At 53.5% G+C, this 21,993-nt stretch carries 21 protein-coding genes and 1 tRNA gene; 9 read left to right on the plus strand and 13 right to left on the minus strand.

Translation table 11 applies throughout. The features are described 5' to 3' along the window. A complete protein-coding gene (locus PQU98_RS00815; protein WP_272742990.1) occupies positions 1 to 402 on the plus strand; it encodes an SUF system Fe-S cluster assembly protein in 402 nt (133 codons plus the stop codon). A 60-nt stretch (positions 403 to 462) separates the two neighbouring features. Beyond that, entirely contained in the window at positions 463 to 849 is a 387-nt protein-coding gene (locus PQU98_RS00820; RefSeq protein WP_272742991.1) for a HesB/IscA family protein, read from the plus strand. On the opposite strand, the gene PQU98_RS00825 is transcribed toward PQU98_RS00820, so the two are convergent. The 10 genes from PQU98_RS00825 to PQU98_RS00870 form a co-directional block, all read right to left on the minus strand. Continuing rightward, positions 827 to 1,228 carry a hypothetical protein gene (locus tag PQU98_RS00825; RefSeq protein ID WP_272742992.1) on the minus strand — a complete coding sequence of 134 codons (402 nt, stop codon included), beginning with the start codon at positions 1,226 to 1,228 and terminating at the stop codon, positions 827 to 829. The two genes, PQU98_RS00820 and PQU98_RS00825, sit on opposite strands and share 23 nt — an antisense overlap. A 92-nt stretch (positions 1,229 to 1,320) precedes the next feature. Further along, complete coding sequence (locus tag PQU98_RS00830; protein ID WP_272742993.1) at positions 1,321 to 2,064, minus strand: lysophospholipid acyltransferase family protein; 744 nt, start codon at positions 2,062 to 2,064, stop codon at positions 1,321 to 1,323. A gap of 73 nt (positions 2,065 to 2,137) precedes the next feature. After that, positions 2,138 to 3,199, minus strand: a complete 1,062-nt coding sequence (locus PQU98_RS00835; protein ID WP_272742994.1) for a GGDEF domain-containing protein — start codon at positions 3,197 to 3,199, stop codon at positions 2,138 to 2,140. Positions 3,200 to 3,299: 100 nt separating this feature from the next. Then, the gene (locus PQU98_RS00840) at positions 3,300 to 4,754 is read right to left on the minus strand and encodes a DEAD/DEAH box helicase (protein ID WP_272742995.1); all 1,455 of its coding nucleotides are present in this window, start codon (positions 4,752 to 4,754) and stop codon (positions 3,300 to 3,302) included. A 131-nt stretch (positions 4,755 to 4,885) separates the two neighbouring features. After that, a complete protein-coding gene (gene parE, locus PQU98_RS00845) occupies positions 4,886 to 6,994 on the minus strand; it encodes a DNA topoisomerase IV subunit B (RefSeq protein ID WP_272742996.1) in 2,109 nt (702 codons plus the stop codon). A gap of 95 nt (positions 6,995 to 7,089) precedes the next feature. Next, complete coding sequence (locus tag PQU98_RS00850; protein ID WP_272742997.1) at positions 7,090 to 7,779, minus strand: TorF family putative porin; 690 nt, start codon at positions 7,777 to 7,779, stop codon at positions 7,090 to 7,092. Positions 7,780 to 8,118: 339 nt separating this feature from the next. Further along, positions 8,119 to 8,760 carry a TorF family putative porin gene (locus PQU98_RS00855; protein WP_272742998.1) on the minus strand — a complete coding sequence of 214 codons (642 nt, stop codon included), beginning with the start codon at positions 8,758 to 8,760 and terminating at the stop codon, positions 8,119 to 8,121. A gap of 303 nt (positions 8,761 to 9,063) precedes the next feature. After that, positions 9,064 to 10,518: an ammonium transporter gene (locus PQU98_RS00860; RefSeq protein WP_438263845.1), complete on the minus strand. Its 1,455-nt coding sequence runs from the start codon at positions 10,516 to 10,518 to the stop codon at positions 9,064 to 9,066. A 294-nt stretch (positions 10,519 to 10,812) separates the two neighbouring features. Beyond that, positions 10,813 to 12,219 (minus strand): type I glutamate--ammonia ligase, encoded by a 1,407-nt coding sequence (gene glnA / locus PQU98_RS00865; protein WP_272742999.1) that lies wholly within the window; start codon positions 12,217 to 12,219, stop codon positions 10,813 to 10,815. Between the two features lie 42 nt (positions 12,220 to 12,261). Then, positions 12,262 to 12,600, minus strand: a complete 339-nt coding sequence (locus PQU98_RS00870; protein WP_107872337.1) for a P-II family nitrogen regulator — start codon at positions 12,598 to 12,600, stop codon at positions 12,262 to 12,264. Between the two features lie 440 nt (positions 12,601 to 13,040). On the opposite strand from PQU98_RS00870, the gene PQU98_RS00875 reads away from it, so the two are divergent. After that, positions 13,041 to 13,125 (plus strand) — tRNA-Leu (locus PQU98_RS00875). A 169-nt stretch (positions 13,126 to 13,294) separates the two neighbouring features. On the opposite strand, the gene PQU98_RS00880 is transcribed toward PQU98_RS00875, so the two are convergent. Further along, positions 13,295 to 13,759, minus strand: coding sequence for a DUF2269 family protein (locus PQU98_RS00880; RefSeq protein WP_272743000.1), 465 nt, complete (start codon positions 13,757 to 13,759; stop codon positions 13,295 to 13,297). On the opposite strand from PQU98_RS00880, the gene PQU98_RS00885 reads away from it, so the two are divergent. From PQU98_RS00885 to PQU98_RS00895, 3 genes are read left to right on the plus strand one after another with little or no spacing between them, the layout of a single operon-like run. Further along, entirely contained in the window at positions 13,730 to 14,260 is a 531-nt protein-coding gene (locus PQU98_RS00885) for a DCC1-like thiol-disulfide oxidoreductase family protein (protein ID WP_272743001.1), read from the plus strand. The two genes, PQU98_RS00880 and PQU98_RS00885, sit on opposite strands and share 30 nt — an antisense overlap. Further along, positions 14,250 to 14,861: a DUF4166 domain-containing protein gene (locus PQU98_RS00890; RefSeq protein WP_272743002.1), complete on the plus strand. Its 612-nt coding sequence runs from the start codon at positions 14,250 to 14,252 to the stop codon at positions 14,859 to 14,861. The genes PQU98_RS00885 and PQU98_RS00890 overlap by 11 nt, the downstream gene beginning before the upstream one ends. Beyond that, complete coding sequence (locus tag PQU98_RS00895; RefSeq protein ID WP_272743003.1) at positions 14,861 to 15,979, plus strand: saccharopine dehydrogenase NADP-binding domain-containing protein; 1,119 nt, start codon at positions 14,861 to 14,863, stop codon at positions 15,977 to 15,979. Before PQU98_RS00890 ends, PQU98_RS00895 begins: the two co-directional genes overlap by 1 nt. On the opposite strand, the gene PQU98_RS00900 is transcribed toward PQU98_RS00895, so the two are convergent. Then, positions 15,976 to 17,334, minus strand: a complete 1,359-nt coding sequence (locus PQU98_RS00900; protein ID WP_272743004.1) for a dicarboxylate/amino acid:cation symporter — start codon at positions 17,332 to 17,334, stop codon at positions 15,976 to 15,978. The genes PQU98_RS00895 and PQU98_RS00900 overlap by 4 nt on opposite strands. Positions 17,335 to 17,627: 293 nt before the next feature. Between PQU98_RS00900 and tig the strand changes: the two genes are divergently transcribed. Together tig and PQU98_RS00910 are read left to right on the plus strand one after the other, a co-directional pair. Further along, entirely contained in the window at positions 17,628 to 18,968 is a 1,341-nt protein-coding gene (gene tig / locus PQU98_RS00905) for a trigger factor (protein WP_272743005.1), read from the plus strand. A gap of 188 nt (positions 18,969 to 19,156) precedes the next feature. Continuing rightward, positions 19,157 to 19,789 (plus strand): ATP-dependent Clp protease proteolytic subunit, encoded by a 633-nt coding sequence (locus tag PQU98_RS00910; protein WP_272743006.1) that lies wholly within the window; start codon positions 19,157 to 19,159, stop codon positions 19,787 to 19,789. Here PQU98_RS00910 and PQU98_RS00915 read toward each other — a convergent pair. Then, positions 19,782 to 20,408 carry an HAD-IB family hydrolase gene (locus PQU98_RS00915; RefSeq protein ID WP_272743007.1) on the minus strand — a complete coding sequence of 209 codons (627 nt, stop codon included), beginning with the start codon at positions 20,406 to 20,408 and terminating at the stop codon, positions 19,782 to 19,784. The genes PQU98_RS00910 and PQU98_RS00915 overlap by 8 nt on opposite strands. A 275-nt stretch (positions 20,409 to 20,683) precedes the next feature. On the opposite strand from PQU98_RS00915, the gene clpX reads away from it, so the two are divergent. Next, entirely contained in the window at positions 20,684 to 21,943 is a 1,260-nt protein-coding gene (gene clpX / locus PQU98_RS00920) for an ATP-dependent Clp protease ATP-binding subunit ClpX (protein WP_023463898.1), read from the plus strand. The last annotated feature ends 50 nt before the right edge of the window (positions 21,944 to 21,993 follow it).

Here is a 21,993-nt window from a genome sequence, read left to right on the forward strand (position 1 = left end):
ATGTCCGACCACATCATCAATCTTCATGAGGAACCGGAGCATCCGCAGGCGGAACTGTTCGCGCGTGAAGCGCCTTCGGGCCTGTCTGAGGCGGAACTGTCACGTCTGACCGAAGACCTGATTGCGGCGTTCAAAAGCGTCTACGATCCCGAAATTCCGGTAGATATCTATGAACTGGGGTTGATATACCGCGTTGATGTGTCCGATGACCGCGATGTGGCGGTCGACATGACACTAACAGCGCCGGGCTGTCCGGTGGCGGGTGAGATGCCGGGTTGGGTCGAGCAGGCGGTTATGGGCGTTCAAGGTGTCAATAGCGTCAATGTTAATCTCATCTTTGAACCCCCGTGGGATTCGTCGAAAATGAGTGACGAAGCCAAGCTTCAGCTTAATATGTTTTAAGGTCATGGAGGAAAACCGTTTTTCCCCCATGTGCCCCCTTACGCTACAGAAAGCGAAATCATGGAAACCGCTGTTTCTTTCCGCCCCCGCCGCCCGAGGCCTTCCATTGTCAGTCTGACGGACGCGGCCGCTCGTCAGGTCAAGGCGATTATGGCCAAGGCTGATAAGCCTTACGCTGGCTTGCGTGTAGGGGTTAAGGCGGGCGGCTGTGCCGGGCAAGAATATGTTTTAAGCTATGCTGAAACGGCCGACCCATTGGATGAGATCGTGACCGATAAGGATGTCACCATCCTTATCGAACCCAAGGCCGTACTTTATCTGGTCGGTACGGTCATTGACTATGAGACGACCAAGCTGTCGTCCAAATTTGTCTTCAATAACCCGAATGAGACCGATGCCTGCGGTTGCGGGGAGAGCGTGACGATCACGCCGGTTCAGGCGGATTAGTATCCAACCAGGTCAGGGCTTCATCAAGGCTTTCAAAGGTTTGTATATAATCTTTTGGGAATATGTCCCCAATCCCCGCCAGGCGCGGCTTATCAAGCGGGTCTTGCGATATCAGAGCCAATCGCTTGCGCGGCGGTGGCGGAGTACCTGCCATTTCGGCCAGAGCCTGAGCGGCTCTCATCAAGTCGGGCAGGGTGGTAAAGCCATCAGCGGCGCGCATATCCATCACCCGGTCGTAAGACCACGGTTGGTCAATCTGCTGATAAAGAGCAATCAAAGTATCAATCAGGGCCGCACCTTCGTAAGCGCCTCTGACCGTGACCAGCAGGCGATTTTTGGTTTCGTCGATGCGGTAACTTACTCGAAAACCCGATGGCATGATTATGGGCCTGTACGCAAATAAATACTATGAACTGTCATAGCTTGCTGACCTTAATAAAGCTTCAAAACCTGTTGTTTTCTTGAATAGTTTTAATCAGAAACTATGGTCGATGGCTGGAGTGGTGTGCCTGTGGCTTCGCTGATAAGCGTTTGTGTTTGGGTTTCGATCCGCGTTTGCAACAGTGTCATGAATTCACTCTTATTAAGGCCGGTGGGAATGGCCTCCATGAACTCCAGAACCGCCGTGCCGGGTAACTTTTCATAGCGTTCTTCTTGCCAGAACAGCCCCAGATTAGTAGCTACCGGTACGACCGGCCGGTCAAAATTTCTGTACATGTGCCACACGCCTGAGCGATAGCGGTGATAGGTGCCGGGTGCGGATAAATGACCTTCGGGATAGATTAAAATGTGTCGGCCATCATCATTGGCTTTCTGTGAGCGATCCGCCAGAGCCTTGCGAGCTTCGATGCCGCCGCAATTATTGACAACAATCGCGCCCAGTTTACGCAGGATTTTCGACATGAAGGGGTATTTTTCAAGATGATCGCCTGTCACAAAGGCCAGATCATTGAATTGCGAATATATGCAATATCCATCGCCCCAGGACTGGTGCTTGGCCGCAAAGATTACCGGCTGTGTGGGGATGCGGTCGCGGCCCCTGACCTCCAACCGGATGCCGGCTAGGTATTGCATCGCCCAGACCATGCGACGGGTATAGCGTTGAATAACCCAAAGCACGGGCCGTCGCCCAGGCAAAACGGTAAAAACCAGCGCCAACAGGCTGTAGAAGAGTGAAAACAGCCAATAGGCGGCGGCAAACAGGAAGCTGGGCATGGTCAGTCCTTAAAAGTCATCGTTCAAAGACTTATAAGACTTCTACCGATTTGGCGAGCCTGTGCTGAGCACGTCAGGCGACGTTAAAATCCCTGACCTGGCTGCCTTCAGCAACGGTCACCATGTTCCGGCCGTTGTTCTTAGACAGATAAAGCGCTTTATCGGCACGATCCATGAGGTCAAATGGATCTTCGGCGAACTCACGTTGAGCGAGACCGACCGAGATGGATACAGTGCCCAGATCTTCATTGGTCGAGCGGCGTTTCAACACACGGGTTGAAATTTCCTGACGAGCTTCATCGAGAATACGAGCTACATCGGTGGCCGTTTGGCCGGGGAACAACATCCCGAACTCCTCACCGCCATAGCGTGCAGCCAAAGCGGGGGGGCGTCCAATGCGGGCCAGAACACTGGCGACATAACGCAACACCTGATCGCCGGTCTGGTGACCCCAAGTGTCGTTAAAGCGTTTGAAATGGTCAATGTCGATTACGGCCAGCGTCAATGGCTTTGATACATCGTCGCCTTCGCATTGTTTATCGAGTTGCTCATCAAAGGCTTTGCGGTTAGCCAGATTGGTCAGGGCATCGGTCATGGCTTCCATGCGCACCTGATCAAGATGCTTACGCAAGCGATTAATTTCACGGGATGAATCGCTCAGGCGGGTTTGCAATGACTGATGATGATCAAGAACGACATTGGTTGCCGCCGACAGGTTGTCGACCAGATTCTTCAACACACCTGCATCGGCCAGATTAAGAGACTGACGTGCGCTTTCCAGTGTCGTGGAATAACTTCTTTGGGATGATTGCACGTCACTGATGACCTCAGTGATCGTATGTAATTCTTTGGACAGTTTCAGGCCAGCGTCACGAACTTCATCATTGAGTTTCAGGCGGGCAATGAATTTCGAGGCCAGGCTATCGCTGATCTCTTCGGTGATTTTCTCTCCGCTGGCGACGAGTCTCAGAACTTCCTGAGCTAAGGCGCACTGTGGATCACCGGCGACATAGAGCCAGATTTCGTAATTAAGTGGCGTCGGCCACACCCCATGCTCTTCCATAAGCTTTAACGCATCCTGCGCCAAGGCATATGAGTTGGGACCACGGACACTTACTTCTATGTCGTTATTCATTGGGTCTTCCTTGCGTCACCTGATTCTATGTGACAGGAGCAATCTAGCCCAACTTCTCTGACAGGCGGTTAACGCGCTAAAAAATTTTTCTGAATTTTTATTATTTTAAATCGACGCTTCGCAGTAAAAAGGCAGGTACATGCCAACCGAAGCCTTCGGCTAATTCTTCGTAATCGGTTGATTTTTCTTGAGTTTCAGAAGGTCTGTCTGCGCGGTTACGTTTACGTGACGGCTTTGGCGTTTCCAGCTTATTCTCGATAACTGTGTTTTCGTTAACGGCCGGTTCTGACTTGATTTCCGATTCTGGCTCAGTTTTTTGAGCTGTTTTTACCGATTTATCTCTGTCGCCACGGCGGGGTTTACGGTCTGGTCGCGGTGATTTGCGGCCCGTATCCTCGGCCAGTGCGCTGAAATCGACATCAATAGCCAGGGCTTCTGGTTCTTTTTTAGTAAGTTTCAGTACCTTATCGTAGTTTTTCTCATCGGCGGACGATAGCAGAAGATAGGCTTCACCAGAGCGGCCAGCGCGACCTGTACGCCCAATGCGGTGAACATAGTCATCAGCATGGTGGGGCACATCGAAGTTGAAGACATGGCCGACATCGGGAATATCAAGCCCACGGGCCGCAACATCAGACGCCACCAGCAAGGTCAGATCACCCTTGCGGAACGAATCCAGTGTCTTCATACGCAGGGTTTGATCCAGATCACCGTGGATGGGGGCTGCGTTAAAGCCATGAACGCTGAGGGATTTCGCCACGATATCGACATCGGTCTTACGGTTGCAGAATACGATACCGTTTTTAATGTCCAGCGTCGAAATGATCGCGCGCAGGGCTATGCGTTTAGCCTTGGCTGTATTCAGGGCGTTGCCGGATGGCACGCGGTAGACAAACTGTTTAATGTTGTCGTTGGTTGTGGCCGGACGCGAAACCTCGATACGCACAGGGTTTTTCAAAAATGCCTGAGTTATACGGGTAATTTCCGGCGCCATAGTCGCGGAAAAAAATAGGGTCTGGCGTGAGGGTGGGGTGAGCTTAAAAATACGCTCGATGTCGGGAATGAAGCCCATATCCAGCATACGGTCAGCTTCATCAACCACCATGATCTGAACGCCATTGAGCATGACTTTTGAGCGCTCAAACAAATCCAGCAAACGGCCGGGCGTGGCGATTAGCACGTCTACGCCCTTATCCAGCTTGGCTACCTGATCAGCCATCGATACGCCACCGATCAGAAGCGCCCAATTCAACTTGTGATATTTTGCGTATTTTTCAAAGGCTTCGGAGACCTGATCGGCCAGTTCGCGGGTAGGGGCCAGAACGATGGCGCGCGGCATACGGGCGCGCGAGCGGCCTGCGGCGAGACGCTCTATCATCGGCAATGTGAAGGCGGCGGTCTTACCGGTTCCGGTTTGCGCAATGCCAAGGACATCAAGACCGGTGAGAGCGACGGGGATCGCCTGTTCCTGAATAGCCGTCGGCGTGTCATAGCCGGTCTCAGCTATGGCCTTCAAAACTTCGGGGCTTAATCCAAGATCGGTGAACTTTGTCATGAAACTCTTTAACCGGGGGCATACGCGATAAACCGGCCTTATACACAGAATAGCCGTCTGGTGTAACAGCTATTCTGTGAAAAAGCCGGTTTCTTTGAAGTTTAAAGCTTTGCGGGTAAAATTCAGCCCGCTTAAACGTCAAGATCCTCGCTGACGAACTCTGCATTTTCCTGAATATAGCGAAAGCGCAATTCAGGTTTGCGGCCCATCAGGGTCTCAACCAGACTTTCGACCTCATCTTCACTCTCAGGCAAAACCACCCGCGCCAGAGTGCGGGTTTTAGGATCCATGGTGGTTTCTTTGAGTTGGGCCGGCATCATTTCGCCCAGACCTTTAAATCGGCCGATTTCAGGCTTCTTGCCCTTGAATTCTTTTTCCAGAATTTGAGTGCGGTGAGCATCGTCTCGCGCATATACGGTCTTTGAGCCATGACTAATCCGGTAAAGAGGCGGCATAGCCAGAAACAGGTTTCCGTTCCGGATCATACCGGGCATGGTTCGGTAGAAATAGGTAATGAGCAGGGACGCGATGTGAGCGCCGTCGACATCAGCATCCGTCATGATGACGATGCGTTCATAGCGCAGATCGTCTTCTTTAAAGCGCGCGCCGGGTTGCACCCCCAGCGCCAGCCCCAGATCAGACAGTTCCTGATTGGCCTTGGCCTTATCGCCGGTCGCCGAGGCCACGTTCAGGATTTTACCCCGCAGAGGCAGAATGGCCTGGGTATTACGATTGCGGGCCTGCTTGGCTGAGCCGCCAGCGGAATCCCCTTCGACCAGAAACAGTTCGGTGTCCTTGGCGTCCTGACGGGCGCAGTCAGCCAGCTTACCGGGCAGACGTAACTTGCGAGTGGCTGAGGCGCGCTGAACCTCCTTGTCTTTGCGCTTTTTGAGGCGTTCCTCGGCGCGCTCGACAATAAACTGTAATAGCTTATCGGCCTGTTTGGGCGATGAGGTCAGCCAGTGGTCGAACGGATCGGCAAGTGCTTTTTCGACCAGTTTTTGAGCCTCTGATGACGACAGGCGATCCTTGGTTTGCCCTTGAAACTCAGGGTTTTTGATAAACACCGAGATGACGATACCGGCCTGAGCCGCGACATCTTCGGCGGTGACGATCGCGCCACGCTTATCGCCGGTCATTTCGGCATAGGATTTCAGGGAGCGGGTGAGGGCGGCGCGCAGACCGGCTTCGTGGGTGCCGCCATCGGGGGTGGGAATGGTATTACAGTAGGACTGCGCAAAGCCGTCATGCTCGCCAAACCCTGCGGCAGACCACACCACGGCCCATTCGACGGCCCCACCTTCGCCCTTACGCTCGACGCGACCGGAGAAAATCTCGCTGACCGTTTCGGTATCGACCACGCGTTCAGCCAGATAATCGGCCAAGCCGTTCGGGAAGTAGAATTTGTCTTCGGCGGGTGTTGTGTCGTGGATCAGGGATGGTGCGCATTTCCAGTAAATCTGGACACCGCGGAACAGATAGGCTTTGGCTTTGGCCATGCGGTATAAACGTGCGGGCCGGAAGTGGGCGTTTTCGCCAAAAATTTCCGGATCAGGAATAAAGCGTTCGCGTGTACCCCGTTTTTTCGAGGGGCCCAACTGTGCAATTGGCCCTTGGGGCAAGCCTCTGGAGAAAACCTGCTGCCACTCATAACCGTCGCGCCATACCGTGACTTCGAGACGTTCAGACAGGGCGTTTACCACCGAAACGCCCACGCCATGCAGACCGCCTGAGGTTTCATAGGCCTTGCCAGAGAATTTACCGCCGGAGTGCAGAACCGTCATGACGACTTCGAGGGCTGACTTGCCGGGATATTTAGGGTGAGGGTCGACGGGGATGCCGCGGCCATCATCACGCACACTCAGGTAACCGTCCGCATCTAGCTCAACCCAGATCGCCTTGGCATGACCCGCTACGGCTTCGTCCATAGAGTTGTCAAGGACTTCGGCGAACAGATGGTGCATCGCCTTTTCATCGGTACCGCCGATATACATACCTGGGCGCTTACGGACAGGCTCCAGCCCCTCCAGCACTTCGATAGCATTGGCGCCATAGCCTTCGGCCGTCATCGCGTCAGGTTGAGACGTGGTGGGGGCTTTGACTTTTACGGCTTTTTCAGGCGGCGCGTCATTGGCGGGGTTCGGTGCCGTGTTGGTGGCAGGTTGAGGCTGGGCAGCATCCTGTGACGCGGGTGCAGCTCCAGTATCGAATAGATTCGGTTGGGGTACAGATGTGGACATAAACCCTATCTTGCTGTGATTCGGGATATTACAAAGAAAAAGGCCGCAAACCCTGTGGGCTTGCGGCCTTAAAGCTTAGCACGAAAGGCGTATGCTTAGAAAGCAGCCTTAAGTGTTACGGCGATACGGTCTTTGTAGTTAGTCAGAGGCTGACCTTGATACTCGTGCTTACCGGTGTCCCAATAACGCACGTCAACCGACAGAGCTTCAGTGAGAGTATAGCCCAAGCCGAGATTCCATGTGGTATAGTCAATACCATCTTCGATATATTGCTTGCCCATAGCGCCGGAGAACGACAGCTTTTCAGTGATCGGATAAGAGGCGTTCAGCTCAGAATACAGCGACTCACCTGCGCCACCGAAGTCCATCGAATAGTAGGCCGCGGCACCGATGGCGCCAGCGCCGATCGGATGGCTGACAGCAGCCTTCAGTTCACCAAAGGACAGGTTGGTGTCGGTTGGCTGGTTCGGATAGCCGTAATAGATACCGCCGAAATCGAACGAGAAGTCCTTATAGGTCGGCTTCACACCGGCATAAACGTCAACTTCCAAATCAGTTTCATTGTCGCCGAAATCTACGTTGGAAGCCCATGCGCCAGCATAGAAGATGCCGTTGGTGTAGTCTATGCCGCCCTGAACGGCTTCGTTACGGCCGGATTGGGAGACGCCGCGCCATACGTAGTCGTTGGTGACGGCAATGTTGTAGCTCAGGGCGCCTTCGGCCATTGCGCCACCGGCGAATACCAGACCCAAGGCGGTAGCAGCAGCGAGGAGGGACTTTTTCATTTTTTAATCCTGTTTTGTTGTTAACGCGTTTTCCAAGGAGGTCATCAGAGTACGCGCGGTTACGTAGTTAACGTTAGAAAACCTTAGCGAATGTAACATTTTTTTGTCGCAAGCCTAGTGCTGCCAGCGTTCAAAGGCATCGTTTGCCACGGTTTGGTGCAATTTTGCAACGCAATGTTAACGACGTGGTCGGAGGTGATTTGTTCGCCCAAAGGGTTATATTTCAGGGAGTTTAGATATGTTGATACTGACGGTAACAACGGGCCAGAGGTAAACAAAAAAAAGACCGCCCCCAAACGGAGCGGTCTTCTTCCAAATTGCCTGTTTTAGGGGGCTTGCTTAGAAAGCAGCCTTAAGCGTCAGGGCAACGCGCTCGTCCCCCAGTTGGCCGAAAACCTCTGTGTCCGTATCGTGGTAGCGCAGGTCAACCGACAGGATGTCAGTCAGGGCGTAGCTACCGCCGACGTTCCAGGTGTTGTAGCCACCGAAATCACCGTAAGCGCCAGATACGCTGATCTTGTCGGTCAGCGGGTAAGCGCCATTGACTTCGAAATAGTCTTCGAGGTCTTCGTCGGTGTTGACGTAAGCGGCGGCACCGATCGATCCCTTACCCAACGGATAGCTGACGGCAGCTTTCAGTTCGGTCATGTTGAGATCGTCTTCTTGCGGGTAGGCATAGTACAGAACGCCAAAATCAAAAGCGAAATCGCCAACGGTTGGCTTTACACCAGCATACAGGTCGAGTTCGTAGTCAGCATCAGAGCCGAAGTCTACGTTCGAGGCCCAGGTGCCGGCGTAGAAAATGCCGTTGCTGTAGTCGATGCCGCCAGAGATAGCTGGGTTTTCATCGGTTTGCGAAACGCCGCGCCAGACGTAATCGCTGGTGACGGCAACGTTGTAGCTAAACTCGCCTTCGGCCATAGCTGAACCGGAAGCCAAAAGAGCAGCCGCAGCGGCGGCAGCAAACAAAATCTTTTTCATATCCATATCCTCAGATGGGTTGTTTTTATAAGTCCCGTAACCGAGGGCGTTTCCTGTTTTGCGTCATTTATGTAGTTTTTGTGACTTTGCAATATGACCATACAGAATTAACCGGCCCTGCCAAGGGTGTGTATGTTTAAACACGTGTTGTGTGGTAATTATGCAATTTCATGGTTTCAATTGCTACATTTTAAGGGTTTGTTGCGGTGCATAACGTGACAAATAAGTCTGGGGTGAGGACGCAAATAAGGCGCCCGTTACCGGACGCCTTATAAGCTCATCTGAAATCAGATGTGGATAGGCTTAGTGATGAAGGGCTTCATCATGCAGTGACGAATCAAGACCGGCTTCTTCGTCCGCTTCCGAAACCCGCAGGCCGGTCGTGAACTTACAGATTACCAGAATGATGAAGGTACCAACCGCCGACCACACGATGGTGAAGCCAAGGCCTGCCAACTGAGCGCCGACCGTTGCGCCTTCAGCAAGGCTGTTGATGGAGGCGTCAGCGAACACAGCCGTCAGAACCGCGCCGAGGAAACCACCCGCGCCGTGGATGCCGAAAGCATCGAGTGAGTCGTCGTAACCCAGTATCTTCTTAACCCAGACCGCGGAGAAGTAGCAGACTGGACCCGCAATCAGACCAATGAACAGGGCGCCCATCGGATTGACGAAGCCAGCGGCTGGAGTGATGGCCACAAGACCCGCCACAATACCCGACAGGATGCCCAGCAGAGACGGCTTACGACGAACGATCCATTCAACAATTTTCCAGGTCAGGCCCGAAGCAAAGGCTGCCACCAGAGTGTTGAGCAGGGCTGCGGCAGCGATGCCGTCTGGTGTCCAGGCAGAACCGGCGTTGAAACCAATCCAGCCGACGAACAGCAAAGAGGCGCCGATCATGACGAAGACGAGGTTGTTCGGCGGCATTTCTTCGGTGCCGTAGCCTTTGCGGCGACCAAGGAAGAGGGCGGCCACCAGACCGGCGACGCCGGAGTTGACGTGAACGACGGCGCCACCGGCGAAGTCAAGCACGCCCATCGAGCCGAGGTAACCACCACCCCAGACCTGGTGACAGATCGGAGCGTAGACGAAAACGGACCACAGGGCCATAAACAGCAGAAGGCCAGACAGCTTGATACGCTCTGCGAACGCACCGGTGATCAGGGCCGGAGTGATGATCGCAAACGTCATCTGGTAAGCAATCCACAGCATTTCAGGCAGATATGGTGCTGCGCTGAAAGCGGTCGATGAGGTAACACCCTTAAGCATAAGGACGTCAAAACCACCGATGAACTGGTTTACGAAGTCAGCGGACTGACCAAACAGAGGGCCCGCCTTACCGAATGCGATCGAGTAACCTACGACGAGCCAGAGAAGACCCGCGACGCAGGAGACGGCAACCGACTGAGTGACGGTGGCGATGACGTTTTTCTTACGCACCATGCCGCCGTAGAACAGCGCCAGACCCGGCAATGTCATCATAAGAACCAGAGCGGTCGATAAGAAGACGAAAGCAGATGCGGCGCCATCGAGTTCCAGAGCCGTCTGGTGGCCGAGAAGAACCGGAGCTTCGGCCTCGGCTTCGGGAGCAACGGCTTCTTCAACCGCCGAAGCGGCTTCAGACATGGCTTCGGCCGCCTCAGAGGCGACTTCGGCAGCGACGGGTGCCGCAGCCATAGCTGTACCGGCGACGGGTGCCGCCAGCATTATAGCGGCAGCACAGGCTGCGGCTTTTGATAATTTAATCCACGTTTTCAAAGTATCCCCCTTGGTTAAGCGGATGTTGCACAGGCGAACAGTGCCGCCTTATGCCTTCAACTCAAAGGGTTTTTATCATGTTCAAGATAGGTAAAGGGGTGCGGGGTGGGCGATTGCGTCATTTATGTGTCAATTTGAGCCGGATTGACGTGTAAAGATGTATTTTGAAAATGGTTTCCTTTGAAATTAAAGTAATAACATTTGAAATTAAATATCGCGCTTAAATTTGGCAAAAATTAAGCCGCCCAAAATGGGCGGCTTAATCAAGTATTTCAGAGGCTTATAGGGCTTCTATTAGCACTTGTAGTACATTTCAAACTCGACCGGGTGCGGACGCAGTTCGAAATTCATGACTTCTTCCATCTTCAGTTCGATGTAGGAGTCAATGAAATCGTCGTCCATCACGCCGCCCTTTTTGAGGAAGGAGCGGTCAGCGTCGAGGCTGTTCAGGGCTTCACGCAGTGAACCGCAAACTTCAGGCACCAGCTTTTGCTCCTGAGGCGGCAGATCGTACAGGTTCTTGTCGGCAGGTGCGCCCGGATCGATACGGTTTTCAATACCATCAAGGCCAGCCATCAGCAGAGCCACGAAGGTCAGGTAAGGGTTGCCCATCGGATCCGGGAAACGGGCTTCGAGGCGCTTGCCCTTAGGCGAGGATACCCACGGAATACGGATCGAGGCCGAGCGGTTACGAGCCGAATAGGCCAGCTTCACCGGAGCTTCATAGCCTGGGACCAGACGCTTGTAGGAGTTGGTGGTCGAGTTGGCGAAAGCGTTGATGGCCTTGGCGTGCTTGATGATGCCGCCGATGTACCACAGGCACATGTCGGACAGGCCGGCATACTTGTCACCCGCAAATGACGGCTTGCCGCCCTTCCAGATCGACATGTGAACGTGCATGCCCGAACCGTTGTCGCCAAACATTGGCTTGGCCATAAAGGTGGCCGATTTGCCGTAGGCGTGAGCCACGTTTTGAACGACGTACTTGTAGAGTTGCAGACGGTCAGCCATGGTCAGCATGTCGGAGAACTTCAGGCCCAGTTCGTGCTGAGCGGGCGCCACTTCGTGGTGGTGCTTTTCGGTTTCCATACCGAGTTCTTCCATCACGGCCAGCATTTCGCCGCGCAGATCCTGACAGGAGTCGATAGGGTTGACCGGGAAGTAACCGCCCTTAGGCCCAGGGCGGTGGCCCATATTGCCTTCCGGGTAGACCTTGGCCGAGTTATGCGGCAGTTCAGTCGAATCGAACGCATAACCGGTGTTATCCGGCGAAATCGACCAGCGCACGTCATCAAAAATGAAGAATTCAGCTTCAGGGCCGAAGAAGGCGATGTCGCCGATGCCGGACGATGCCAGATAGGCCAGAGCTTTTTTCGCCATCGAACGCGGATCGCGGTTGTAAGGCTCGTTGGTGTCGGGGTTCACAACGTCGCAGAACAGGAACAGGGTGGTCTGCTGGTAGAACGGATCGATATAGGCCGTTTTCAGGTCGGGACGCAGCTTCATGTCCGACTCGTTGATCGCCTTCCAGCCGGCGATGGACGAACCGTCAAACATCGTGCCGTCTTCGAGGAACTCTTCGTCGACCAGACCGATGTCAAAAGTGACGTGTTGCATTTTGCCGCGAACATCAGTGAAACGAACGTCAACATATTTGACGTCCTTTTCCTTGATGAGGTTTAGAATTTCATTTGCAGTCATTTTGAGACGCCCCGAAACCTTGAGTTTAATAATAAAGAGAAGTTAGACGGCCTGTGGGCCGGATTCTCCGGTTCTAATGCGCACGACATCGATAATGTCGCTTACAAAAATTTTGCCGTCACCGATTTTACCAGTACGGGCAGCGGTCTGGATGGCTTCCAGAGCTGCGGGCGCCAGATCGTCGGCTACGACGAGTTCGATTTTGATCTTCGGCAGAAAATCAACGACATATTCCGCACCCCGGTAGAGTTCGGAATGTCCCTTCTGGCGGCCATATCCCTTGGCTTCCAGCACGGTCATACCTTGGACACCGATTTCCTGAAGGGCTTCCTTCACTTCATCGAGTTTAAAGGGCTTAATGACAGCTTCGATCTTTTTCATGAGCAATCCTGAAACGAGCGACCGTTCAATCGCGTAACTTGTTTGCATTGCGCAAGAATGCAAGAAAGTTTTACAAAAGTCCGGCTCACATGACTGAAAGAATTCATTACTTTGCGTGAAATGATGTGGCAAGGCATAAGATGCAAAGCGTACAGATTTCAAAACAAAAATCGCGCTTCAGGTCATTTCAGGTCTGAATAGGCGAATTTCAGACATAATCCGCAGTTCAAATGATGTAATTCTGGCGAAGTAATTGCTTTTGAAATCGTTTTAACGCGCTTAGCCGCATATTGGGCGCCCTTAGCTGCTGATTTCAGATTTACACCGTGTCTGCGAAGGATTTGTGGCGCATTATATTATTTGTCCGTGGCGCTTTGTTGTGAACGTTCGCAATAAAGTCCTTGTCAATCGCACCTGATCCGTCTATCGCCAGTGCCAATGCGGTCGTGGCGGAACTGGTAGACGCACTGGGTTTAGGTTCCAGCGCCGAGAGGCGTGGAGGTTCGAGTCCTCTCGACCGCACCAAATTTCTCTCCGATAAATTTGGATTTTTAATGGAGCGCAGCGGCGAGGCCGCTTGGCGGCGCGCAGCCTGCGCTCCCACTTGGTCGCTAGTCGCTTCGCTCCAGTTCGAGACTTTGTCGTAAAAACGAACAATCGAGGCAACCAGTCGGGCGCTGTGAATGCTTTCCGGCTAAACCGGCTTAGAGACCATCAGCCAGAATACGACGACAATCGCCGGAAAGGCGAGGCTGCCCAAGGTAATCCACCAGCGATCTAATCGCCAGTATCGCTCAGGTAATGCCGTGCCGGTATCAACGGCAATTCGTGCCATGTCACGCATTTTGATTTGCATCCACACCACGGGCACCCAACACGCGCCTGCGAAGACGTAGAGCAAAAGCCCCCATAATATCCAGAGATCGGCCAAGCTGTAGCCAGCCATGTGCACCATATAAAGTCCGCTAAAAAGCTGCACGATCACCGCAGGCGTCGTGAACAGCCAATCGGCAATGACCACATGGCGCACAGCGAAATAAATATCGCGCGTGTCGCGGCTGCGGTTGGCCATGAACATGTAAAAGGCGCTGCCTATGCCTGTGCCAAACAGTATGGTCGAACTTAAGACATGCACCCATTTGATCAGTTCGTAGCTCATGGTTTTCCTTTACCTGCGAAGCTGCTGGAGACGGAAGGTTTAATACGCTATATCAAACAGATTGTTATAAGGGGAAGCTTAGACGTGCGTGATGATCCTGATCCCGAAGGCGTCTGGTTTATTTATGATGGCGATTGCCCAGTCTGCGCTATGTCGGCGGAAATAGTTAAATTAAGGCGGAATTTTCGGCTGCACCTTATCAATGCCCGCGATGAGGGGGCGCATGATTTTGTTAAGCAGATCGATGAGGCCGGTTTTGATCTGAATCAGGGCATGGCCATTATTTATCAATCGCAAATCTATATCGGGGACGAGGCCTTGGCCTTGATTGCGGCCTTGAGCGATGATCGGCGGGGCTGGGGCTGGATCGTTCATCATATCTTTAAGTCCAAAACGCGGTCGCGGGTGATGTATCCGTTTCTGCGGGCGTTTAGAAATGGATTGCTGGCACTAAAAGGTGTGCGTCCCATTGATATGAAGGTGAGCCCGCGTGACCAATAAGCCGATCTTTCAATCTGTATTCGGAACTGCCTGGGAGAGGTTGCCGCCGGTTTTCAAAGCGCATTATGCCAACCGGCCATTCAGTAACGACAAGGTGCAGGTGGAGGGACTCATGAAGGTCGAACTGTCAGCCTTGGCAAAACTTCTGTCGCCCCTGATGCGGTTGACTAAGGCCTTAGTGCCGCAGGCGGGCTATAATATTCCGGTGACCGTAACCTTCAGTAGTGAACCTGATGGAGACGGGTTTCGCTTTGATCGGGCATTCAGATTTCCCGCTCGAAAGCCCTATCACTTTCGCTCGCGCATGGTGACTGCCGGTGAGGGCGATATTATTGAGTGGATGCCTTCGGGTATAGGCTGGCACGCGCGATATGGCTTTGATGGTGAAAAGGTGACGATGCACCATAAGGGGTACAAGATGCGTGTGTTGGGAGTGACATTGCCGATCTCGCTGGAATGGTTGATCGGGCGTGGCTATGCCGAAGAGCGGGCCATAGATGACGTGCAGTTTGAGATGTATATGGATTTGAGACACATCTGGTTCGGCCGCATCTACGCCTACAGCGGTACATTCACGGTCACAGACATGCGTTTAAGTTAATGGGTAAAGTTCTGATACTTGGGGGATATGGCAATTTCGGTAAGCGCATTGCTGAGGCTCTGATCCGGACAGATGTGCCTGTGGTCATTGCTGGGCGCGATCTGTCTAAGGCGCAGGCCTTGGCCGCACGGCTTAAAAATATAGTGCCGCACGCTGATGTGGCGGCGGCTTTGATCAATATTGACGATGGGCTGGTTGAGGCGCTGAAAAATCTGCCTCCAAAGGTCGTAGTCAATACGATTGGGCCGTTTCAGGGGCAGGATTATCATGTCGCCCGCGCCTGTATCGCTGCGGGCGTTCATTATATCGATCTGGCCGATGGCCGGGAGTTTGTCGCCGGCATTGCTAGTCTTGATGAAGAGGCCAAGGCTGAAAATCTTTGTGTCATCAGTGGCGCCAGCACGGTGCCGGGTTTATCGTCGGCTGTGGTTGAGCGCTACCGTCACCGGTTCAATGAGATTGAAACAATGATGTACGGCATCAGTCCGGGCCAGAAGGCCGAGCGGGGACTGGCGACCACGAAGGGCATACTAAGTTATGTCGGCAAAAAGCTAAAACCCGCACGGGGGCAGGTTGGTGCGCGATATGGCTGGCAGGATCTTTACCGCCAAACCTACCCTGAACTGGGGGGCCGTTGGATGGCGAATTGCGATGTGCCGGATCTCGATCTGCTGCCTGAGGCTTATGATATAAAGTCGATCCGGTTTTCAGCGGGACTGGAGCATCCCTTGCTGCATCTGGGGCTATGGAGCTTAAGCTGGCTGGTGCGGATAGGTTTACCTATTAAGCTTGAGCGGCACGCGGCCTTAATGCTGCGGATGAGTGATCTGTTCAATGGTTTGGGCACCGCCGATGGAGGCATGCACGTCGTTTTACGCGGAACTGCCTCAGATGGACAACCGCGTGAAGTGCGCTGGTTTATCATTGCCCGCAACGGCGATGGCCCGCAAATCCCTTGTGTGCCCGCGATCATACTGGCGCGACGGCTGGCGCAAAATGACCGGGCAGTAGCGGATATCGGCACAGGCGCAAAGGCCTGTGTCGGCTTGGTCAATATTGACGATTATCTGACCGAACTCAGCCGGTTTGACATGAAGACGCACCACTTTGAAGATTAATTTGAGCGATAAAAATCGTCTAATTCGTCTGGGCTAGGCTCGTAGGGTTTACGGCCATAATAGATGTCTTCATCCAACTCGCCTTCCGTCCTGGCGACGGCCAGGGCGACCACGGAATCACTGATGACGTTGATGGTGGTGCGGGCCATATCCATGATGCGGTCGACCGGCAGGATAAAGCCGACAATCAGGGCGACCTGTGCCGGTGTGGCGCCAAAGGTTTGCAAAACGACGGCGGCCAGAAACAAAGAGGCTGACGGGATGCCTGCGGCGCCGATCGCGGATATGGTGGCGGTCACCACAATCATGGCGTAGTGGCTTAAGGTCAGTTCATAGCCAAAGATGCGCGCTGTAAAAACGGCCAGAATCCCTAAGTATAGCGCTGTCCCGTCCATATTTATGGTCGCCCCCAGCGGCAGGGTTGAACCGGCAATCGACCGATTGACCCCCAGCTTTTGGGTGGTGCAGGCGATGGTGACGGGCAGGGTGGCGTTGCTGGAAGCTGTGGAATAGGCGACAGCGGCCGCATCGGCAACGCCCTTGAAAAATCGGCTCAGTGGCAGGCGCAGCCAGAGTTTTATAATCACCGTATAGGTTATGATCATGTAGGTGAGTAGCGCCAGGTACACGCACGCAATTAGCAATAATATGGATTTGAAGGCTTCTAGTCCCTGACTGGCGACCGTATAGGCGATCAAAGCGAATACGCCTATTGGGGCGAATTCCATGACAATCTGGGTAACCTTGAGCATGGCCTCTGATGCGGCGGTAAACACATCGCCCGCAAGCTTTGCCGACGGCCCCGCCAGAATGATGCCGATACCGAATATAACGGCGAAGAATATGATGGCCAGAACATCCCCTTCAACCAGCGCCACAACCGGGTTTTGGGGAATGACTTCCAGTAGTCGTTCACGTAAGGATGGATTGTCGGAAGCCAGCGGTGTGGCCTCAGTCGTCTCAAAGCTGATGCCTTGGCCCGGCTGAAAAATATTGCCGAATATCAGCCCGACTATATTCGCGCACACGGTCATCAGCAGATAAAGCCCGATGGTTTTCAGCCCGACCGTCCCAAGCTTTTTCGGATCGCCTAAGGCGACGACCCCGGCCACCAGTGTCGTGAAAATCAGCGGCACGATCAGCATCCGCAACAGACGCATGAAGACATCGCCGAAGGGGCCGAGATAGGTCTTGATCCAGTGGGTGGCAACGCTTTTGGCTTCGTCGGGGGCAATGCCAATATGCAGCCCCCAATAGATCAGCGCATGTTGCAGGCCATAACCCGTGATGACGCCAAGGACGAGCGCCAGCATGACCCGCCCCCACAAAGGTATGCTAAACCACCATTTGAACACTGAACGTCTCCTGGTCTTATCATACAGAATGGAACTGTGGCATAAGTACGGGGTTGCGGCAATTAGGATCGCAGGGTGGCGACGTCATGAAATCCGCCCAAAAAGCAACAAATGCGGCTATATACCGTTGACCTTGAGGCGAATAATGCCATAGATGCGCATCTTTGAATTTCCGCCCGCGCGTGTTGTGCGGTCGGTCGTGTTTTGTCTGAATTGTGCGTCCGGTTAGTGTTTTGAATTATTCAAGATATTGGGGCTGGAAAGGGCGCGGTTCTAAAAGGTACTGAAAATCGATGCAAGTCGTTGAAAAACTGAATGAAGGCCTGTCGCGCGTCTACGAAGTCACGATCGCTAAAGATCAACTGACGCAAAAGCTGAACGCCAAGATCGCCGAAGTCGCGCCGAAAATGAACGTGAAGGGCTTCCGTCCCGGCAAGGTGCCGCCGGCCCACGTCAAGAAGCTGTATGGCAAGGAATTGATGAGCGAAATTCTTCAGGAGACGCTCACCGAAACAACCCAGTCGGCGCTGGATCAAAATAAAGTGCGTCCGGCCAGCCAGCCTGAACTGACGCCGCTGGGTGATATTGATGCGGTCATCAAGGGCGAATCTGATTTCGCTTATCAGATCGCGGTTGAGCAAATGCCCGATTTCGAGCCGGTTGATGTGGCTGGCCTTGAACTGACCCGCCCGGTCTATGAGCCGACCGAAGAGGAAATCAACGAAGCCCTGAACGGCATCGTGTCGCAGCAAAAGCAGTATGAGCCCAAGGGCGGCAAAGCGCCTAAGGCGGCTGATGGCGATAAGCTGAATATCGATTTTGTCGGCAAGATCGACGGCGAAGTGTTTGACGGCGGCTCGATGGAAGGCGCTGATCTGGTCATCGGTTCCGCCCAGTTTATTCCGGGCTTTGAAGAGCAACTGATCGGCGCCAAAAAAGGCGAAGAGCGCGTTTTGAACGTGACCTTCCCTGCCGATTACGGTGCGGCCAATCTGGCGGGCAAAGAGGCGACCTTTGAAACCAAGGTCAACGAAATTTCTTCGCCTAAGGATGCCGTGGCTGACGATGAGTTCGCCAAGGGCCTCGGTCTCGAAGGTCTGGACGCGCTCAAGGGCCTCCTGAAGACCCAGATCGAACAGCAGTACAAGACTGCTGCCCGTTTCAAGATGAAGCGCGCTCTGCTTGACATCCTTGATGAAAAGCATTCGTTCGATCTGCCGCAAAAGATGCTGGACGCTGAATTTGCCGGTATCTGGCAGCAGGTTGAGCAGGACAAGGCCGCAGGGCAGCTGTCCGAAGAAGATGCCGGTAAGTCGGACGACGAACTGAAGGGCGAATACCGCAAGATCGCCGAGCGCCGCGTGCGTCTTGGCCTCGTGCTCGCTGAAATCGGCACTCGTCAGAACGTGACCGTGTCTGATCAGGAACTGGCTCAGGCTATCGCTCAGGAAGCCCGCAATTATCCGGGCCAGGAGCGTCAGGTGTTTGAATATTTCCGTTCGAACCCGGCCGCCTCCGCCCAGCTTCGTGCGCCGCTCTATGAAGAAAAGGTCGTTGATGCGATCTTTGAACTGGCCAAGGTATCGGAAGCGCCGATTACTAAAGAAGAGCTTCTGGCGGAAGACGACGCTTAAGCGTCGTCAATTCGCAGCTTGAATTAAATGAAAAAGAAGCAGGGGACTTTCCTCTGCTTCTTTTTTTGCGCTTGAAAAGCTGTGGGTAAATTGCCAGTTTGTAAAAGGGGTTCGCGGGGTGTCCACTTTCGTTTAAGAGTTTTAACCCTATATACGAATCCACAAGCCAATTTTGATCAGGGGCAATTATGCGCGATCCTATCGACAATCTGACTATGAATCTGGTGCCTATGGTGGTGGAGCAATCCAGCCGCGGTGAGCGCGCCTACGATATCTTCTCGCGTATGCTGAAAGAACGCATCATCTTTTTGACCGGCCCGTTCGAAGACGGTATGGCCAGCCTGATCTGCGCGCAGCTTCTTTTCCTTGAGTCGGAAAATCCGAAAAAGGAAATCGCGATGTACATCAATTCGCCCGGTGGTCAGGTGACCTCGGCCCTGGCGATCTATGACGTCATGCAGTACATTAAATCGCCGGTATCAACGGTCTGTATCGGTATGGCCGCATCCGCAGGATCGCTGATCCTGCAAGCCGGTGAAGCCGGTCAGCGTTTCTCCCTGCCAAATTCCAAGATCATGGTGCACCAGCCTTCGGGTGGCGCGCGCGGTATGGCGTCGGATATTGAAATTCAGGCCGAAGATATCCGCAAGACTAAGAAGCTGCTCAACGAAATCTACGTCAAGCACACCGGCCAAAGCTATGAGACGATCGAGCGCACGCTGGATCGCGACCGCTACATGACCGCTTTGGAAGCCAAGGAATTTGGTCTGGTCGACCACGTTTACGAAAAGCGTACCGATACGCTCGAAGTCGTTAAGTAGGCTTGCCCGTAAAGACTCTGTAATACCCCTTGTCGGCGGCTTTGATCATCTCAAAGTCGCCGCTTGTGTCTCCGAAGGCTGTCGCGAGTTGCATTGATTCGCCGTAAGCCGCTTTGAGGCGCGCAACCTTTTCGGGGCCTCGGCAGTTCAGTCCGTCGAGGTCTGGCAGCAGCCGGTTGTCAGCAGAAAATCCGAGCTTAGTGCCGATTACCCGGTCAGCCTCCAGATATGTCCCGAACGCGCTGACCAGAATGTCTGGTGAGGCCGTGACGATCACCCTCAATCGATCGGGCTGTTTTTGTTCGGCCCATGTGGCTAATGCGTCCGGCCTGAACAGTTTATCTTTATGGCTATCCGCGAACGCAGCGATCAGGGCTTCAAGATCAGAGCGCCTGATTCCGCCGAGTAATTTATGGATGAGCCGGGATTTTAACGCGCCTCGGTCTCTGGTCCTTATGTAGTGGCTGATAAGCGACGGGGTGGAGATAAACGCCCAAGCCAGTCTCAAATACCCGCAATGCCAGACCAGAAACGCGGTGAAACTGTCCTTATAGGTCAGGGTGCCGTCGAAATCGAAGGCGGCGATTTGAGGAGCGGGGACTTCATTTGCGGAAGGCATCAACAGGGCCGTTTATGAGTGTGGCTTTTATTCCTCATATTCGATCCTATATAGAAATTCATCCTGCTAATTGTGGTCGGGGACACGAAAACCCCAAAGGATGCGGTTGAGGCGTGGTCTAAACTGTGCATAGATCGCCTTAAGTGCCGTATGTTACGCGGATATGTAGCGAAAATAGCCTTTTTTTAATCCCTAAGAAGGCATAGTGTCGGTTTGAAGCGGGAACGTGTGTCGTACTTGGACTCACGGGCCGCGCATGAGGTGAGAAAGCGCTTATGACGAAAGCCGCCAGTGGCGATAGCAAAAGTACCCTTTACTGCTCCTTCTGCGGAAAGAGCCAGCATGAGGTGCGTAAACTGATAGCGGGGCCGACCGTCTTCATCTGTGATGAATGCGTTGAGCTGTGCATGGACATCATTCGTGAAGAGCACAAGATCGCTTTCGTGAAGTCCAAGGACGGCGTGCCGACCCCGAAAGAGATTCGTGAAGTCCTCGACGACTATGTGATTGGCCAGTCTCAGGCCAAGAAGGTTCTGTCGGTCGCGGTTCACAACCACTATAAGCGTCTGAACCATGCCGCCAAAGGCAATGATGTTGAACTGGCCAAGTCCAACATCATGCTGATCGGGCCGACCGGTTCGGGTAAGACCCTGTTGGCGCAAACCTTGGCGCGCATCATCGATGTGCCGTTCACTATGGCCGACGCCACGACGCTAACCGAAGCGGGTTATGTCGGTGAAGACGTTGAAAACATCATCCTGAAGCTGCTGCAAGCGGCTGATTATAATGTTGAGCGTGCTCAGCGCGGCATCGTCTATATCGACGAAGTTGATAAGATTTCACGCAAGTCTGACAACCCATCGATCACCCGTGACGTGTCGGGCGAAGGTGTTCAGCAGGCGTTACTCAAGATCATGGAAGGCACGGTTGCCAGCGTTCCGCCGCAAGGTGGTCGCAAGCATCCGCAGCAGGAATTCCTGCAAGTGGACACGACCAACATCCTGTTCATCTGCGGAGGCGCGTTTGCCGGTCTGGAAAAGATCATTTCCGGCCGTGGTAAAGGCACATCGATCGGATTTGGCGCCACGGTTAAGGATCCTGAAGAGCGTCGTCTGGGCGAAGTCCTGCACCAGGTTGAGCCTGATGACCTGATGAAGTTCGGTCTTATCCCGGAATTCATTGGCCGTCTGCCGGTTCTGGCCACGCTGGAAGATCTTGATGAGGCGACCCTCGTCAAGATTCTGACTGAGCCGAAAAACGCCCTGATCAAGCAATATGCCCGTCTGTTCGAGATGGAAAACGTCACCCTGACCTTCACGGAAGAGGCACTGTTTGCTGTCGCCAAGAAGGCCATTGTCCGTAAGACCGGCGCGCGGGGTTTGCGCTCTATCCTTGAGGCCATTCTGCTCGATACCATGTACGAACTGCCGAACATGCAGGGCGTCGAAGAGGTGGTGATCAATGGCGAAGTCGTTGAAGAACGGGCGCAACCGCTGCTGATTTACGCTGAAAAACGTGGCGGTGGCGCAGCTTAAGGCCATTCAAGCTAAGTGGTAAAAACAGCTCCGGAAACGGGGCTGTTTTT

Source organism: Asticcacaulis machinosus (assembly GCF_028550435.1).
In the GTDB taxonomy this organism is placed as follows: domain Bacteria; phylum Pseudomonadota; class Alphaproteobacteria; order Caulobacterales; family Caulobacteraceae; genus Asticcacaulis; species Asticcacaulis machinosus.

Excerpts from the sequence above, each read along its gene's own strand:
- clpX (WP_023463898.1), top strand. The coding sequence starts at position 20,684 with ATGACGAAAGCCGCCAGTGGCGATAGCAAAAGTACCCTTTACTGCTCC.
- PQU98_RS00895 (WP_272743003.1), top strand. The coding sequence starts at position 14,861 with ATGGGTAAAGTTCTGATACTTGGGGGATATGGCAATTTCGGTAAGCGC.
- PQU98_RS00885 (WP_272743001.1), top strand. The coding sequence starts at position 13,730 with ATGCACCCATTTGATCAGTTCGTAGCTCATGGTTTTCCTTTACCTGCG.
- PQU98_RS00855 (WP_272742998.1), bottom strand. The coding sequence starts at position 8,760 with ATGAAAAAGATTTTGTTTGCTGCCGCCGCTGCGGCTGCTCTTTTGGCT.
- PQU98_RS00815 (WP_272742990.1), top strand. The coding sequence starts at position 1 with ATGTCCGACCACATCATCAATCTTCATGAGGAACCGGAGCATCCGCAG.
- tig (WP_272743005.1), top strand. The coding sequence starts at position 17,628 with ATGCAAGTCGTTGAAAAACTGAATGAAGGCCTGTCGCGCGTCTACGAA.
- glnA (WP_272742999.1), bottom strand. The coding sequence starts at position 12,219 with ATGACTGCAAATGAAATTCTAAACCTCATCAAGGAAAAGGACGTCAAA.
- PQU98_RS00870 (WP_107872337.1), bottom strand. The coding sequence starts at position 12,600 with ATGAAAAAGATCGAAGCTGTCATTAAGCCCTTTAAACTCGATGAAGTG.
- PQU98_RS00915 (WP_272743007.1), bottom strand. The coding sequence starts at position 20,408 with ATGCCTTCCGCAAATGAAGTCCCCGCTCCTCAAATCGCCGCCTTCGAT.
- PQU98_RS00830 (WP_272742993.1), bottom strand. The coding sequence starts at position 2,064 with ATGCCCAGCTTCCTGTTTGCCGCCGCCTATTGGCTGTTTTCACTCTTC.
- PQU98_RS00825 (WP_272742992.1), bottom strand. The coding sequence starts at position 1,228 with ATGCCATCGGGTTTTCGAGTAAGTTACCGCATCGACGAAACCAAAAAT.
- PQU98_RS00835 (WP_272742994.1), bottom strand. The coding sequence starts at position 3,199 with ATGAATAACGACATAGAAGTAAGTGTCCGTGGTCCCAACTCATATGCC.
- parE (WP_272742996.1), bottom strand. The coding sequence starts at position 6,994 with ATGTCCACATCTGTACCCCAACCGAATCTATTCGATACTGGAGCTGCA.
- PQU98_RS00880 (WP_272743000.1), bottom strand. The coding sequence starts at position 13,759 with ATGAGCTACGAACTGATCAAATGGGTGCATGTCTTAAGTTCGACCATA.
- PQU98_RS00850 (WP_272742997.1), bottom strand. The coding sequence starts at position 7,779 with ATGAAAAAGTCCCTCCTCGCTGCTGCTACCGCCTTGGGTCTGGTATTC.
- PQU98_RS00840 (WP_272742995.1), bottom strand. The coding sequence starts at position 4,754 with ATGACAAAGTTCACCGATCTTGGATTAAGCCCCGAAGTTTTGAAGGCC.
- PQU98_RS00910 (WP_272743006.1), top strand. The coding sequence starts at position 19,157 with ATGCGCGATCCTATCGACAATCTGACTATGAATCTGGTGCCTATGGTG.
- PQU98_RS00820 (WP_272742991.1), top strand. The coding sequence starts at position 463 with ATGGAAACCGCTGTTTCTTTCCGCCCCCGCCGCCCGAGGCCTTCCATT.